13 protein-coding genes are annotated in these 15,043 nt (G+C 71.2%); 3 read left to right on the forward strand and 10 right to left on the reverse strand.

The features are described from left to right. Positions 1–62: 62 nt before the first annotated feature. Complete coding sequence (locus tag RIF89_RS04710; protein ID WP_375294429.1) at positions 63–2,189, forward strand: PhoX family phosphatase; 2,127 nt, start codon at positions 63–65, stop codon at positions 2,187–2,189. A 70-nt stretch (positions 2,190–2,259) separates the two neighbouring features. Here the strand turns inward: RIF89_RS04710 and RIF89_RS04715 are convergent, their stop codons facing one another. From RIF89_RS04715 to RIF89_RS04730, 4 genes are all read right to left on the reverse strand, one after another. Next, positions 2,260–4,008: an alpha-amylase family protein gene (locus tag RIF89_RS04715; protein ID WP_309067985.1), complete on the reverse strand. Its 1,749-nt coding sequence runs from the start codon at positions 4,006–4,008 to the stop codon at positions 2,260–2,262. Further along, positions 4,005–4,979, reverse strand: coding sequence for a TIGR03885 family FMN-dependent LLM class oxidoreductase (locus RIF89_RS04720; protein WP_309067986.1), 975 nt, complete (start codon positions 4,977–4,979; stop codon positions 4,005–4,007). Before RIF89_RS04720 ends, RIF89_RS04715 begins: the two co-directional genes overlap by 4 nt. A gap of 115 nt (positions 4,980–5,094) precedes the next feature. After that, positions 5,095–6,240 carry an AI-2E family transporter gene (locus tag RIF89_RS04725; protein ID WP_309067987.1) on the reverse strand — a complete coding sequence of 382 codons (1,146 nt, stop codon included), beginning with the start codon at positions 6,238–6,240 and terminating at the stop codon, positions 5,095–5,097. 157 nt (positions 6,241–6,397) lie between these two features. Then, complete coding sequence (locus RIF89_RS04730) at positions 6,398–6,979, reverse strand: helix-turn-helix domain-containing protein (RefSeq protein ID WP_309067988.1); 582 nt, start codon at positions 6,977–6,979, stop codon at positions 6,398–6,400. Positions 6,980–7,041: 62 nt separating this feature from the next. Between RIF89_RS04730 and RIF89_RS04735 the strand changes: the two genes are divergently transcribed. Continuing rightward, positions 7,042–8,061 carry an SDR family NAD(P)-dependent oxidoreductase gene (locus tag RIF89_RS04735; RefSeq protein ID WP_309067989.1) on the forward strand — a complete coding sequence of 340 codons (1,020 nt, stop codon included), beginning with the start codon at positions 7,042–7,044 and terminating at the stop codon, positions 8,059–8,061. Positions 8,062–8,187: 126 nt separating this feature from the next. Here the strand turns inward: RIF89_RS04735 and RIF89_RS04740 are convergent, their stop codons facing one another. The 5 genes from RIF89_RS04740 to RIF89_RS04760 form a co-directional block, all read right to left on the reverse strand. Then, a complete protein-coding gene (locus RIF89_RS04740; RefSeq protein ID WP_309067990.1) occupies positions 8,188–8,961 on the reverse strand; it encodes a hypothetical protein in 774 nt (257 codons plus the stop codon). 40 nt (positions 8,962–9,001) lie between these two features. Next, positions 9,002–9,769 carry an SGNH/GDSL hydrolase family protein gene (locus tag RIF89_RS04745; RefSeq protein WP_309067997.1) on the reverse strand — a complete coding sequence of 256 codons (768 nt, stop codon included), beginning with the start codon at positions 9,767–9,769 and terminating at the stop codon, positions 9,002–9,004. A 93-nt stretch (positions 9,770–9,862) separates the two neighbouring features. Beyond that, positions 9,863–11,311, reverse strand: coding sequence for an MFS transporter (locus tag RIF89_RS04750; protein ID WP_309067991.1), 1,449 nt, complete (start codon positions 11,309–11,311; stop codon positions 9,863–9,865). Positions 11,312–11,486: 175 nt separating this feature from the next. Further along, positions 11,487–12,476: an LLM class F420-dependent oxidoreductase gene (locus RIF89_RS04755; RefSeq protein ID WP_309067992.1), complete on the reverse strand. Its 990-nt coding sequence runs from the start codon at positions 12,474–12,476 to the stop codon at positions 11,487–11,489. 107 nt (positions 12,477–12,583) lie between these two features. Further along, entirely contained in the window at positions 12,584–13,633 is a 1,050-nt protein-coding gene (locus RIF89_RS04760) for a biotin/lipoate A/B protein ligase family protein (RefSeq protein ID WP_309067993.1), read from the reverse strand. A 126-nt stretch (positions 13,634–13,759) separates the two neighbouring features. Here RIF89_RS04760 and RIF89_RS04765 point away from each other — a divergent pair, with 126 nt between their 5' ends. Beyond that, positions 13,760–14,413, forward strand: coding sequence for a ThuA domain-containing protein (locus tag RIF89_RS04765; protein WP_309067994.1), 654 nt, complete (start codon positions 13,760–13,762; stop codon positions 14,411–14,413). A gap of 25 nt (positions 14,414–14,438) precedes the next feature. Here the strand turns inward: RIF89_RS04765 and RIF89_RS04770 are convergent. Next, the coding region (locus RIF89_RS04770; RefSeq protein WP_309067995.1) for an MFS transporter at positions 14,439–15,043 on the reverse strand (605 nt) is incomplete at its 5' end.

Here is a 15,043-nt window from a genome sequence, read left to right on the forward strand (position 1 = left end):
TCCCCACCCGCGCGGCCCGAATGGTCACCTGCCGTTCAATCACGGCGAGGACGCTGGGGCGCATGACGCTCACATCCCCCCACTCCGATGCGGTGATCCGTCCCGAAGACGAGACGCGTCGCCGTCCTCTGCTGAACCTCCTGATGACGGGTCGCACGCACGGCAAGCGCAGCCCGGTCACCTGCATGTACAAGTGCGACAACGCGTGCTTCCACCCGGTGCCGAACACGTCGGACAACGCGTACTTCCGTGACATCGCCGACGCCGCGCTCAGCCGCCGCGCCGTCCTGGCCGGAGGCGCCGCCGCGGCGAGCGCGATCGTCCTGACGTCCGCCATCGCGGGCGCCGACCCGGCCGCCGCCTCGGTCACGACCGCGGTGGCCACGGGCCGCGGCGGCGGGCGCGCGTTCGGCTTCGAGCCGATCCCGCCCGTGCCCGCCGACGTCGACGCCGTGACGGTGCCGCGCGGCTTCCGCTGGACGCCGATCATCCGCTGGGGCGACCCGCTGTTCAGCCGCCGCGACGCGTTCGACCCGCACCACCAGACCGCCGAGAAGCAGGCGCGCCAGTTCGGCTACAACAACGACTACCTCGACATCCTCGTCGAGCGGAACGGCCGCGAGGCACTGCTGGTCGCGAACCAGGAGTACGTCAACCCGGGCATCATGTTCCCGCCGGCGTCCGACGAGCGCGAGCGCCTCGAGCAGCTGCGCGTGTCGAAGGCCGCGCACGGCATGGCCGTGGTCGAGCTCGAGCGACGCCGCTCGGGCGAGCCGTGGAAGTACCGCATCGGCGGCCGCCGCAACCGCCGCATCACCGCCGACACCCGCATGGTGTTCTCCGGCCCCGCGGCCGGCTCCGACCTGCTCAAGACGGTCGAGGACCCGGCCGGCCGGTTCCCCGTCGGCACCTTCGGCAACTGCGCCGGCGGCACGACCCCGTGGGGCACGGTGCTGTCGGGCGAGGAGAACTTCAACGGCTACTTCGTGGCGCCGGGCGTCTCGCCCGAGCAGAAGCGCTACGGTCTCAGCGCGAACCCCTCCAGCTACGGCTGGGAGGCCGTCGACCCCCGCTTCGACGCGCGGCAGCCCGGCTACGAGAACGAGCCGAACCGCTTCGGCTGGATCGTCGAGATCGACCCCGAGAACCCCCACGAGCCGCCGGTCAAGCACACGGCCCTCGGTCGCATGAAGCACGAGGGCGCCAACGTCACGATCAGCCGCTCGGGCCACGCGGTGGCGTACATGGGCGACGACGAGCGCTTCGACTACCTCTACAAGTTCGTCTCGTCCGAGCGCTACCAGCGCGGCAACAGCCGCTGGGCCCGTGCCCACAACAAGAAGCTGCTGAGCGCCGGATCGCTGTACGTCGCGAAGTTCTCGGGCGACTCGCCCGTCGAGGAGATCACCGGCACGGGCGCGCTCCCCTCGGACGGCCGGTTCGACGGCACGGGCGAGTGGGTGCCGCTGATGGTCCACGGCCGCAGCAAGGTGCCCGGCTTCACGGTCGAGCAGGTGCTCGTGAACACCCGCCTCGCCGCCGACGCGGTCGGGGCGACCAAGATGGACCGCTGCGAGGACGTCGAGCCCAATCCCAAGACCGGCCGCGTGTACGTCGCCTGCACGAACAACACCGACCGCGGCAAGGCGGGCAAGGAGGGCGCGACTGAGACCAACCCGCGCAACTCCAACCGCGACGGCCACGTGATCGAGATCACCGAGGCGGCCGGCGACAACTCGTCGACGCGGTTCGGATGGAGCATCCTGCTGCTGTGCGGCGACCCCGCCACGACCCCGAACACGTACTTCGCGGGGTACCCGGCCGACCGGGTGTCGCCCATCTCGTGCCCCGACAACCTGACGTTCGACTCGGACGGCAACCTGTGGATCTCGACCGACGGCCAGCCCGGCACGATCGGCTACAACGACGGCCTGTTCCGCGTGCCGCTCGAGGGCCGCGAGCGCGGCCGCGTGCAGCAGTTCCTCGCGGTGCCCACCGAGGCCGAGACCTGCGGCCCGGTCGTGCACGACGAGGACGGCAGCGTGTTCGTCGCGGTGCAGCACCCGGGCGAGGACGGCGAATGGAGCGCACAGCACTCCTACTTCCCCGACTACATCGAGCCCGGCGCGGTGCGCGGCGGCAAGTGGGGCGGTCCGCGCCCGTCGGTGATCCAGATCACCAAGCGCTGATCACGCGAGGAACGCCCGGTCTCCCTCGGGAGGCCGGGCGTTCCGCACGTCCGCAGGCGCGCGCTCGCGCTCAGCGCACCGTGACCTCCGCATCGGCGGGGTGCAGCAGGAACCAGCGCCAGCCGTAGGGCTCGAGGTCGAGCGCCAGCGGAGCCGTCGCGTCGATCGCCGCACCCGTCATCCGGTCGGTGAGGATCGCGTCGTCCGCGTCCACCGTGATCCGGACCGACGTGCCCTTGTCGGCGAAGCTGTGCAGCGCGAGCATCGCCCAGTCCTCGCCGCGGCAGACGTGCGCGAGCACCTCAGCGGGCCCGCCCTGCAGCACCTGGAGGTGCGCCCACGCCTGCTCGGGAGTCGAGCGGTACAGGCCGATGAGCTGCCGCACATGGGACAGCAGCGAGCCCGGGTCGGCGAGCTGGTCGTCGACATTGACATGCTCGGGACCGTACGGTCCCGTAGGTGCCTGGCGCACCCATTGCGACGGCCGCGCGGTCGAGAAGCCGCCCTCGCTCGCCCACTGCATGGGCGTGCGCACCGCCAGCCTGCCGCCGACGTCGAGGTTCTCCCCCATGCCGATCTCCTCGCCGTAGAACAGGATCGGCGTGCCCGGCAGCGCGAAGGTCAGCGCGTAGACCATGCGCACGGCGCGCTCGTCCTGCACCATCGGCGGCAGCCGGCGGCGGATCCCGCGCCCATAGACGCGCATGCCCTCCTCCGGCGCGTACGCCTCGAACACCTCGTCGAGTTCCTTGGGCTCGAGCTGGTCGAGCGTGAGCTCGTCGTGATTGCGCACGAAGTTCGCCCACTGCTGCGACGAGTCCACCTCCGGCCGCGAGGCGAGCATGTCGCCGAGCGCCCGCGCGTCGCCGCGCGCGAGGGAGAGATACAGCCGCTGCATCGCGGGGAAGTCAAACTGCAGCTGCAGGCCGTCGCGGGCCTTGCCGAACCACTGCTTCCCCTGCTCGTACGGCATGTTCACCTCGCCGAGCAGGAACGCCTCGGCACTGCGGCGGGAGAGGAACTCGCGCACACGGGCGAGGTGGTCCACGCCGTTGTACTCATGCGTGTCGGTGCCGTCGGCTCCCGTGCCTCCGGCGTTGGATCCGCCCGTTCCGGCATCGCCGGGGCCGCTGTTGAACATGAACGGCACGGCGTCGATCCGGAAGCCGGACACGCCGATCTCGAGCCACAGGCCGAGGTTCTTGTCGATCTCCCTGCGCACGTCGGGCAGCGCGACGTTGAGGTCGGGCTGATCATGCAGGAAGTGGTGCAGGTAGTACTGACCCGTCTTCTCGTCGCGCGTCCACGTGCTGTCCTCCTTGTCGGGGAAGACGGGCGGATCCGGGTTCTCGGGCGGCTCGTCGCGCCACACGTACCAGTGGCGCTTCGGATCGTCCCTCGACCTCCGGGCCTGCTTGAACCAGGCGTGCTGGTCGGAGGTGTGGTTCATGACGAAGTCGATGATGATCCGGATGCCCATCCCGCGCGCGACCCGGAGCAGCTCGACCATGTCCCCGAGCGTGCCGAGACGCGGATCGATCGAGAAGAAGTCCGTGATGTCGTAGCCGTCGTCGCGGTGCGCGGTCGGGAAGAACGGCATGAGCCACAGGCACGTCACGCCGAGATCCGCGAGGTACGGAAGGCGCGAGATCAGTCCGGGGATGTCGCCGACGCCGTCGCCGTCCGAGTCCTGGAACGTCTCGATGTCGAGGCAGTAGAAGACGGAGTGGCGCCACCACAGGTCCGCCGCGTCGATCGGGATCGGCGCGCGGCGGGCGCCCTGGAGCATCTGGTTCTGCGAGATCCGGTAGCGCGTCACGACGCGCCCCGCAGCTCGGGCAGGATGCGCTCGCCCAGCAGGTCGATGAACGCCTCCTGGTCGTCGGCCTCTGCACCCACCTGGTGCAGCATGAGGTCGTCGAAGCCGGCGTCCGCGAGCTCGGCGAGCCGATCGCGCAGGGCGCCCGCATCGGACGTCACGATCATCGCGGAGCGCAGCTGGTCGTCGGTCGCGCCGTCCGAACGGCTCGCGAACTCGTCGGGGAACGCGATGTCCCAGCACTCCGGCGCACCGATCGTGGCATTGCGCCAGTCGCGACGGGCCATGTCGAGCGCACGGGCCTCGTCCTCGGCGAAGGCGATGTGCACCTGCAGCCTCGCGGGCCCGCGTCCGCCCGCGTCGCGATACGCGTGCACGACATCGCGGGCGGCGCCGGGTTCGCTGCCGACCGTGATGAGGCCGTCCGCCCACGCGGCGTGCTCGGCGGCCGACTCGAGGGACACCGCGGCGGCGAGGAGCGGCGGCGGCTCGGCCGGCAGCGAGTACACGCGCGCCCGGTCGACCCGGACCAGCCCGTCATGCGTGACCTCCTCTCCCGCGAGCAGCGCGCGGATGACGTCGACGCACTCGCGCAACCGCCGTTCGCGGGTCTCCTTGTCGAGCCACGGATCGCCCGTGACGTGCTCGTTCATCGCCTCGCCGGAGCCCAGCGCCGCCCAGAAGCGACCGGGGAACATCTCGCCCAGAGTCGCGATCGCCTGCGCGGTCGTCACCGGATGCGTGCGCTGCCCGGGGGCCGTGACGACGCCGAACGGCAGGCTCGTCGCCTGCAGGGCCGCGCCGAGCCACGAGAACGCGTAGCCGCTGTGCCCCTGTTCGGGAAGCCACGGCGCGAGGTGGTCGGAGCACATCGCCGCGTCGAACCCGGCCTGCTGCGCGCGCACGGCGTGGCGCACAAGCCGGGACGGAGCGATCTGCTCGTGCGAACAGTGGTACCCGTACGCTGTCATGTTCCCCATGCCATCCCACCCAGCGGGGCCGGCGAAAGGGGGTTGCGCTCGGGCGCCGTCGTCCCCCGTTCACCACGAGCCGCCGCTCATCCCGCCGAGCGCAGGGCGCGGCGGCTCAGGCGCGCGCGTCCAGATCCTTGGGGCGCGCCCAGCGGGCCGGCAGATCCGGCCCGTCCCACACCTTAACGATGCCCCACGCCACCGCGGTGAGCGGCACCGCGAGCACCGCGCCGACGATGCCGCCCGTCACGGTGCCGATGGTCAGGGCGATCAGGATGACGAGGCTGTGAAGCTTGAGCGCGCGTCCCATCAGCACGGGCTGCAGGAAGTTGCCCTCGAGCTGGTTCACGACGACGATGATGCCGACGACGATCAGCGCAGTGACGAGGCCGTTCGCCACGAGGGCGACGAGTGCGGCGAGGACGCCGGCGAGCACCGCTCCCACAATCGGGATGAAGGCGAGCACGAACACGAGCACGGCCAGCGCGGGCCACAGCGGCACCTGCAGGATCGCCAGTCCGATGCCGATGCCGATCGCGTCGACGGCCGCCACCGTCGCGGTGCCCCGGATGTACGCGCCGAACGTGTCCACCGTCGTCCGTCCCGCGCGGCGCGCGCGGGCGTGCCACGCGCCCGTGAACGGGCGGCGCAGGAACTCCCAGAGCTCCGGGCCGTCCTTCAGGAAGAAGAACAGCACGACGACCATCAGCACGAGTCCCGTGACGAAGTCGGTCACCGCGCCGACGCCGGCGAGCGCTCCGCTGCCGAACTGCGAGCTCGTGAGGAAGTCGGTCGCCTGAGCGATCCACTCCTGGACCTGCTGGTCGTCGATGTGGAACGGCCCCGTCCGGGCCCAGTCGAGCACGCGCTGGACGCCCTCGCTCGCCTGCTGGTAGAGCTCGTCCCACTGATCGCGCACGGCAGACACGATGAGCCAGCCGACGAGGCCCAGGCCGACGAGGATCAGCGCCAGCACGATCAGCGTCGCGGGCAGCGAGCCGACACCGCGCGACCTCAGGGCGCGCATCAGCGGCTCGAACGCGCAGGCCAGGATCAGGGCCAGCAGCACGGGGATGACGACGAGCGTCAGCGTGCGCAGGCCCCAGATCGCACCCGCCGCGAGCAGGACGATCGCGATGATCTGGATCGACCGCGTCGCGACGCTCCCGAGGCTGTCGGTCCACAGCCGGCGCACCGGCGGCGTCGGCGTCGGCGTCGGCGTCTCGATCCTCACGGGCGTGCGGCGGCGCTTGAAGAACATGTGGTCGTCCCCTCGAGTCCTTTGTCCCACTCTCGCACGCCCGTTCAATCCCGTCGGAGCGCTTGACGGCCGCGTCGGAGACGCGCAAGGACCTCGGCGGCGTCGTCGGCTCCCGGATCGCCGTGCCTCGACCGGCGGCGAATCCGCCGGGCAGCACCTAGGCCGGACGGAAGGAGAGCTCGAACAGACGACGAGCGCGCGCGGCGACCGTCGCGCGATCGCTGGCGGCGGTCGAGGCGAGCTCGTGCGCGAGCATGCTGATCGCGAGCTGGACATCGATGGTCTGCACGTGCGAGCCGATGCGACCCGCGGCCTGATCGCGTTCGCGCAGCAGATCGACGAGGCGGTCGAGGCGCAGCGCGAGCTCGCGTGCCCGCGGGTCGTGCTGATGCTCCGACAGCAGCCGGATGAAGGCGGTGGACACCGACGCCTGATCGATCACGCGGTCGAGCAGCGCCATGATCGTGCCGCCCTCGCGCAGCGCCTCCTCGAGCGCATCCACGTTCTCGTCGAACACGGCGAGCACGAGCGCGACGCGATCGGGGAAGTGCCGGTACAGCGTGCCCTGGCCGACGCCGGCTCGCTTCGCGATCGCGCTGAACGGCACCATCGGACCGTGCTCGGCGTAGATCTCGCGCGCCGCGGCGATGAGTGCGCGCCGGTTTCCCGCGGCCGCCGCCGGGCCGCGGTTCGGCGCGGGAGCGCGGTCGGGATCGGAGCGTGGACGGGAAGTGCTCATCGGCGTAGCGTATCTACCGGACAGCATTGTCCGTTACCCGTGTGTCAGGTGAAAGGAACCTCATGGCACTCAGCAAGCACAACACCATCGGCGAGTGGCTGGCCGACCCGGCCGGCAACGCCGCCTTCTCCGAACTCCTCGCCAAGGGCGGCGGATCCGTCGACGCGCTCGAATCCGCGAAGGGCTTGACGCTCGCTCAGCTCGTGTCGATGAGCCAGGGTCAGTTCACGGATGAGATGGCCGATGCGCTGATCGCGGCGGTCGGCGGCGAGACGGAAGAGGCCGTGGGCGAGCAGGGCGTCGCCGCGCCCACCCCGACCGGATACGTCGAGAAGGTCACCCCTGGCCGCTTCGCCCGCAAGACCGTGATCGTGACGGGCGCCGGCTCCGGCATCGGCCGCGCCACCGCGTCACGCGTGGCACGCGAGGGCGGCCGCGTGATCGCGGTCGACATCAGTCAGGAGCGCCTCGACGAGTTCAAGAGCGCGCACGCCGACTCCGACATCGTGGTCCTCACGGCCGACATCACGGATGACGCCGGCGTCGCCGAGATCGTCGCGGCGGCGGGGGACCGGATCGACGGCCTCGCCAACGTCGCGGGGATCATGGATGACATGACGCCCGTCGGCGAGGTCAGCGACGCCGTGTGGAACCGCGTGTTCAACGTCAACGTCACCGGCACCATGAAGCTGATGCGGGCAGTCATCCCCGCCATGCAGCAGGCCGCGGCCGGTCAGATCGTGAACGTCGCGAGCGAGGCGGGCCTGCGCGGCTCGGCCGCCGGAGCCGCCTACACGGCCTCGAAGCACGCCGTCGTCGGGCTGACGAAGTCCGCGGCGTTCATGTACACCGGCTCGGGCATCCGCGTGAACGCCGTGTGCCCCGGCGGCGTCGCGACGAACATCGAGGCCACGTTCGCCTCGCCGCTCGGTGCGGAGCGCATCCAGCGCGCCATGGCGATCCTGCCCGGCGTCGCGCAGTCCGACCAGCTCGCGGCATCGATCACGTGGCTGCTGAGCGAGGACTCGACCAACGTCACCGGCGCGATCCTCGCCTCCGACGGCGGCTGGTCCGCGGCCTGACGGGCCACACCGGAGCGCGGCGCGGCGGTTCCGGCTCCGCGCCGCGCTCGGCGCTCACCCGGCACGTTGATCGACGAACGGGCGGCGCGGGCGAGGGCGTGTCGCCGAGCCGCTCGACTCCGCCTGTCATCGCCATGCGCGGACACGGTGGATGGTGGCCGTCTTGGGATAGTCGCCGCCGCGCGGTCCGATCTCGAACAGGTCGATCATGAGGAACAGCGGGTAGTCGGGAGCTTGCGCGATGCGGCGCAGCGTGCGGCCTTCGCATCCGATCACGGTCTCGCCCTCTCCCCAGACCGCCGTCCACGTATGGGGTGAGGATGCGTCGAGGGGGACGGCGACCTCGATCATGTCGGTGGTGAGTTGCGGGTCGTGGTGGGCTTTGAGTCCGGTGCGTGCAACGGTGGTTCTCCCGATGGCGCCGGCATCGATCTCGAAGATGCAGATCTCACCGGACTCTGTCGGGGAGCGATGTTCCGTTCCGACGAGCCATGCCGCGACCATGCAGTCGGCGTCGAGGCTCGCGGAGACGGTGATATCGACCCGCCCCCGTGACGGTGCGAAGAGGAGCCGTTGTGGCGTCGCGGTGCGGACCGTGAGATCCGCGCGGTGGCGATGCGTCCCGAGCGGTGACCCCACGGATCCGGAGTAGACGCCGGTCTGCAGGTTCGAGACGCGCAACGGCGCATCTTCCGGGCGCCAATCGGGCTGGTCCGAATCGATCCGCAGCTCGATCCCGGCATCGACGACCGCATACCGCGCCCGCGCTCGCTCTGGGGTGGTCCACTGCGGCAGGTAGGCAGCGACCCACCGCTCCGGGTTCAGCCCCTGACTGAAGTCGTCGTCGATGTCCGGTTCGCGGCTCGGCGCGACCGGGAGGTTCCCCGAGGTGGACGGCATGAGAGATGATCGCACGCGCGCCGAGCCCGCGGAGGGTGCCCTACGACAGCACCTCGACGACCGCCGGCACGAGCGCCATCGCCGTGCGGCGGTAGCCCAGCGCGCTGGGGTGGAAGCGGTCGAGGCTGAACATCTCGTGCGGATCGGAGATGAACACCGCTCCCACCGCGCGGCGCAGCGAGACCGGCCGCGCGCCCGCCGCCGACGCTGCCACGGCCTGCGCGTTCGCAAGCCGCCGCGAGAGCCGCGAGCCGAGCGCGCGCAGCGGCTGCGGCACGGGACGCAGCGCGCCGAGGTCCGGGCAGGTGCCGACGACGACCGCGGTGCCGGAGGAGCGAAGGCGCCGTATCGCGTCGGTGAGGTGAGCGACCGACGCCGAGATCGGCACGCGGTGGGTGACGTCGTTGCCACCGACGACGATCACCGCCACATCCGCCCGGTACCCGGGCGGCAGTGCGTCGAGCTGCGCGCGGAGGGCAGACGACTCGGAGCCGACGACCGCCGCGGTGCGCAGTCTGACGGGGCGCTTGATCCGCGCGCCCACGCCCTTCGCGACGCGAGCACCGAGCGTGTCCTTGCGGCGCTCCGCGCCGAGGCCCGCGGCGATCGAGTCGCCCAGCACGAGCAGGTCGAGCGGCGGCCCGTCGAACCCCTTGCGCCACACGCGATCGGCGTCGATCGCCTCCTCGCCGTGCGGCTTGCCGATGCGTGTGCGGGCGATCGCGGCCTGCCTGTGCAGCAGCGCACGCCCGCCGAGCACGACGCCGGCCCCGCCCACCGCCGTGGCCCCGATGATGGCAGCCCGCATGCGTCCCACGGACGGCATTCGATCCCATCCCGGTGAACGTCCGCTTGCCCGCACGTGAAGACCTGGCGCGCACCGCCGGCACCGCCCTCCCGATCACGGGCGGTCGCCGTCGGTGTCCGGTCCTCCACCGGCCTTGGAGGACACGGGCGTGGTCGACGTCGAGGGCTCGGCATCGTCCGCGGCCGTTTCCTCGACGGGCGCCGCCTGCGCGTACTCTGTCGACAGACGGCGGTACTGCGGCGTGAGGAACGCCAGCAGCGCGATGAGCACGCAGATCACCCCGGCGACGAGGAAGATCAGCGCGATGCCGCGGTTCTCGCCCTCGCCGAGCAGCCAGGCCCACTGCGCCTCGCCGTCCTCCCGCAGGAACGGGATCACCCAGACCTGCGCGATCGGCGCGATCAGCAGCGACGTGATCGGCGCCGCTGCGGCCTCGAACGTCATCGCGAAGCCGAACACGCGTCCCTGCTTCTCGTACGGCACGACGCGCTGGATCACGGTCTGCTCCGCCGCCTCGATCGCGGGGATGCACGCCATGTAGAGCCAGCAGCCGAGGATGTAGAGCCACCCCCACTCGCGCAGTGTGAAGACGGCGCCCACGCCGCCGATGAACGCGGCCAGGAGCAGCATCGTGCGCATGGGCCGCTTGCCGAGCCCGGTCGCCGCGATGATCGCGCCGCCCGCGATGAAACCGGTCGACGCGACCGCGAACCAGATGCCCCAGCCCTGCACGCCGAACAGATCGATGCCGTACGGGTCCATGAGCGCCATGTAGACGCCGCCGACGAAGTTGTTCAGGGTCGAGAACAGCACGAGCGCGAGCAGCCCGGGTGCCGCGAGCACCGCCTGCCAGCCGCCGCGGATGTCGACCCACTTCGTCTGGTTCTCGACGTGCACGATCTCGCGCTCGGGGATCCGCAGCGACGCCAGGTGGAGCATGGCGATCAGCATCGCGGCGAGGCCGATGATGAGGGTCCAGCCCATGCCGAGGAAACCGACCGCCAGGCCGCTGAGCACGCTCGTGACGAGCATCGACACACCCTGCACCGTGCCGACCATGCCGTTCGCGTTCGCGTGCCGCTCGTCGGGCACGAGCAGCGTCACGGTCGTGGACAGCGCGATGCTGCGCAGCTGCTCGACGACCGCGCCCGCGAGCATCACGACCGCGAAGATCCAGAACCACGGCAGCTGCAGGTCGATGATCTGCGCCTCGCCGATCAGGAAGAAGAAGGCGGTGTCGAGGCAGAAGACGAAGAACGCGACGACCGTCGCCCACAGCATGACCGCCTTCTTGCGGAAGCGGTCGACGAGCGTGCCGAAGAACATGCTGAAGACGGAGATGAACAGCATGTAGGCGCCGCCGATCACGCCCGTCGCGATCACGTTGCGCGTCTCGGCGTAGATCCAGAACGTCAGCCCGAACCACAGGAAGCTCGTCGTGATGTTCGCGACCGCCGTGTTCACGAGCACGTGCAGGAAGGTGCGCATCCCTCCCGGCGGGGGCGCGACGGTCGTGCTGGTGCTCGATGCGTCCTGCTCCATGAGGCGACCTCTCCGTCGACGTCGTGGACATACTTGCAAATTGCAAGCAGGTGGGTCAAGACCCGAGAACCTCCCCGATGCACGGCACCTTACGACGGGCCTGCGACATCCGGAACGGGCGCACGAGAAAAGGAGGCGCCGCCCGCACGGGCGACGCCTCCTGACGACGGCGACGTCATGCCAGCGCGGGAACGACCTTCTGCTCGAACAGCTCGACGCCGCTCGGGTCGTAGGCGGACTCCGGGAAGTAGTGGATCGCGTAGCCCATCCCCGCGTCGCGCATCGCCGCGAGCTGCTCGGTCACCTGCTCGACCGTGCCGACGAGCGCCTCGCCCCCCGTGTAGCTGTGCATGAAGCGCTCCATGGCGTCGTCGCCGACGTACGGCCGCACACGTGCCTCGATGGCCTTGAGCCGGTCGGCGACCTCCGCCTCGGTCTCGCCGATCACGGTGTTGAAGTTCGCCGACCGGGTGATCTCGGCGAAGTCGCGGCCGAGCCGGTCGGTGTGGCCGCGCAGGATCTCGCTCTTGCGGGTGAAGTTCTCGACCCCGCCGTTGAAGTTCGTGTACGACGCGTACTTCGCGGCGATCTTCAGCGTGACCTTCTCGCCGCCGCCGGCGATCCAGAACGGGATGCCGCCGCCCTGCACGGGCAGCGGACGCACGATCGCGCCGTCCACCTGGTAGTACGCGCCGTCGAGCGTCGCCGACCCGGTCTCCCAGGCCTGCTTCATGATCTCGACGCCCTCGCCGAGCATCTTCAGGCGATCCGGGATCTCCGGGAAGCCGTAGCCGTACGCGCGCCACTCGTGCTCGTACCAGCCGCCGCCGATGCCCATCTCGAGCCGGCCCGCCGAGACATGGTCGACCGTCGCGGCGACCTTCGCCAGGTACGCGGGGTTGCGGTAGCCCATGCACGTGCACATCTGCCCGAGCCGGATCCGGCTCGTCGACGCGGCGAAGGCCGACATGAGCGTCCAGGCCTCGTGCGTCGCCTCCTCACTCGGCACCGGAGTGGTGTGGAAGTGGTCGTACACCCACAGCGACTCCCACGGCCCGGCGTCGGCCGCGATCGCCAGCGACTGCATCGTGCTCCAGTGCTGCGCGGGGTCGATGTCGACCAGATCGAAACGCCAGCCCTGCGGAATGAAGATCCCGAATCGCATCCTTGCTCTCCTCGCGTCGTCGCCGGCGCCCCCGCCGGACGATCGTCAGGCTATCGGCTGCGCGAGGGTCACGGCTCGAGCCCATGGGTCGCGGCGCGGTCGCGGCGTCAGGGAACGCGGTGCAGCCACGCCTCGGTGGCGAACTTCGACGCGACGAGCGCCTCGGCCTCGGCGTACTCGTCCGGCGTGATCGCGCCCATCGTGGCCCCCGTGAACTGCTGGAACGACGCGATCAGCCGGTCGATGATCTGGCGGCGCGGCAGGCCCGTCTGGCTGCGCAGCGGATCCACGCGCTTGGCGGCCGACGCCGTGCCCTTGTCGCTGAGCTTCTCGCGGCCGATGCGCAGCACCTGGGTGAGCGTCTCTCCGTCGATGTCGTAGCTGAGCGTCGCGTGGTGCAGCACGCCGCCGTTCGCCAGGCGCTTCTGCGCCGCGCCGCCGATCTTGCCGGACGGGCTGGCGATGTCGTTGAGCGGCTGGTAGGTCGCATCGATGCCCATCGACCGCAGCGCCTGCAGCACCCAGTCGTCGAGGAACGCGTACGAGTCGGCGAACGTCAGACCGGCCACGAGCGAGCCCGGCACGTACAGCGAGTACGTGATGATCTGCCCGGCGCCCATGAGCATCGCGCCGCCGCCCGAGATGCGCCGCACGACGTCGAAGCCGTGGCGGGCCGCGCCCTCCGGATCGACCTCGTTGCGATACGACTGGAAGGAGCCGATCACGACCGCCGACTGATCCCACTCCCAGATGCGCAGGGTCGGCTTGCGGCGCCCGTCGCCGACGCGCCCGGTGAGCACCTCGTCGAGCGCGAGGTTGACGTGCGGCGAGACGGCGGGGTCGTCGACGACCTCCCACTCGAAGTCCGTCCACGCCGACGCCGTCACCAGAGCGCGCCGCACCGCCGTGCCGACGGACTCGGGCGTGAACCCCAGCAGCTGCGCGCCGGGCGGCAGCGCACCGCGCACGGCGGCCGCGATCGTCGGCACGTCGGCGGTGTCGGGCAGTCCGTTCACGGCCGCGTTGATGTCGAGCAGCGCGTCATCCGGCTCCAGGAAGAAGTCGCCCGCCAGATGGAAGTCGGCGATCCTCCCCTCGACGACCTCGAGGTCGACGACCACGAGCTTGCCACCGGGCACCTTGTATTCGCCGTGCATGGACCCAGCCTATGCGCGCCCCGGGCGCGGGGATCCGGCCCCGACCAGGCACCGGCTCGCCGAACCCGCAGGCGTCACCGTGCCCGGTGGGCCCGACCCTGCCTGCTCGCGTGGTGGGATGGGCGCATGTCCCCTCTCGCCGTCATCGCCACCGGCACCGGCCGCTACGCCGACCCGTGGCATCCCTTCGCCGAGACGTCGGATCGGCTGCGTCGCGTGCTCGAGGAGGCCGGCCTCGCCGTGGGGGTCGCGCCCGTCGACGACGCGCTGCAGCGGCTGGACGGCGCCGACCTGCTCGTGGTGAACGCCGGTGATCCGTGGGCCGAGGATCCGCCCGCCGCGGGAGCGGCCGCCTCGTCGGTCGCCGGCCTCGAGGAGGCGCTGGAGCGCGGCATCGGCGTGCTCGCGATGCACGCCGCGCTCTCCTCGCTGCGCGACCACGCCGCGTGGGCGCCGGCGGTGGGCGGCGTGTGGCTCCCAGGCGCCTCGATGCACCCGCCGATCTCGGAGGCATCGTTCGCGTGGACCGCGCATCCCCTCGCCGGCGCGGAGCCACTCGCGGCCTTCGACGAGCGCTACGCCTTCCTGCAGGCGCTCGGGGACCGCGAGGTGGTCGCGACGCATCAGCACGCGGGCGTCGCCCATCCGGTGGTGTGGGTGCGCACCCACGGCGCGAGCCGGATCGCGGTCGACCTGCTCGGTCACGACGCCCGCTCGTACGACTCCCCCTCGCACCGCGCGCTCATCGCCCGCCTGGCGAACTGGGCAGCGAGGGTCTGAGAGGCGGGGCGTGCTCCGCCGCCGGCTACCGGCGCCGGGCGGGGCGATCGTCGAGGTCGTCGTCCTCGTCGATCAGGCGGATGGCCGCCGTCTGGGCACCCTGGTCGCTGAACTCCTCGGGCGCGATCGTCGGCTGCGGGCGCGTGATGACCTCGATCGGCCGGGTCTCCTCGAGCGTCAGGCCGAACCCCTCGTCGCGGCGGCGGTGCAGGCGGCCCGACGCGATGACCCAGGTCAGCCCGATGGCGCACGCGGCCAGTCCGCCGGCCGCGCCGACGAGGATCGCCGCCCGCGGGCCGAACTCGGCCGCGATCCATCCGACCAGCGGCGCGCCGAGTGGCGTGCCCCCCATCAGGATCGCGACGTACAGCGCGAGCACGCGGCCGCGCAGCGAGGCGTCCGTCGTCGTCTGGACGTAGCCGTTCGCGGTCGTCAGCGTGGTCACGACCGTGAAGCCCACGAACACCAGGCACAGCGCGTACAGCCAGTAGATCGGCATGAAAGCCGACACGATCGAGACGACGCCGAAGCCGCCGGTCGCGAGGATCGCGACTCGCAGCCGCGCACGGGCGCGACGAGCCGCCAGCAGCGCCCCCACGAGGGATCCGATGGCCAGGATCGAGCTCAGCA

This window comes from Microbacterium sp. (assembly GCF_031178525.1).
Lineage (GTDB): Bacteria > Actinomycetota > Actinomycetes > Actinomycetales > Microbacteriaceae > Microbacterium.

Excerpts from the sequence above, each read along its gene's own strand:
- RIF89_RS04710 (WP_375294429.1), top strand. The coding sequence starts at position 63 with ATGACGCTCACATCCCCCCACTCCGATGCGGTGATCCGTCCCGAAGAC.
- RIF89_RS04720 (WP_309067986.1), bottom strand. The coding sequence starts at position 4,979 with ATGACAGCGTACGGGTACCACTGTTCGCACGAGCAGATCGCTCCGTCC.
- RIF89_RS04725 (WP_309067987.1), bottom strand. The coding sequence starts at position 6,240 with ATGTTCTTCAAGCGCCGCCGCACGCCCGTGAGGATCGAGACGCCGACG.
- RIF89_RS04730 (WP_309067988.1), bottom strand. The coding sequence starts at position 6,979 with ATGAGCACTTCCCGTCCACGCTCCGATCCCGACCGCGCTCCCGCGCCG.
- RIF89_RS04735 (WP_309067989.1), top strand. The coding sequence starts at position 7,042 with ATGGCACTCAGCAAGCACAACACCATCGGCGAGTGGCTGGCCGACCCG.
- RIF89_RS04740 (WP_309067990.1), bottom strand. The coding sequence starts at position 8,961 with ATGCCGTCCACCTCGGGGAACCTCCCGGTCGCGCCGAGCCGCGAACCG.
- RIF89_RS04745 (WP_309067997.1), bottom strand. The coding sequence starts at position 9,769 with ATGCGGGCTGCCATCATCGGGGCCACGGCGGTGGGCGGGGCCGGCGTC.
- RIF89_RS04750 (WP_309067991.1), bottom strand. The coding sequence starts at position 11,311 with ATGGAGCAGGACGCATCGAGCACCAGCACGACCGTCGCGCCCCCGCCG.
- RIF89_RS04755 (WP_309067992.1), bottom strand. The coding sequence starts at position 12,476 with ATGCGATTCGGGATCTTCATTCCGCAGGGCTGGCGTTTCGATCTGGTC.
- RIF89_RS04760 (WP_309067993.1), bottom strand. The coding sequence starts at position 13,633 with ATGCACGGCGAATACAAGGTGCCCGGTGGCAAGCTCGTGGTCGTCGAC.
- RIF89_RS04765 (WP_309067994.1), top strand. The coding sequence starts at position 13,760 with ATGTCCCCTCTCGCCGTCATCGCCACCGGCACCGGCCGCTACGCCGAC.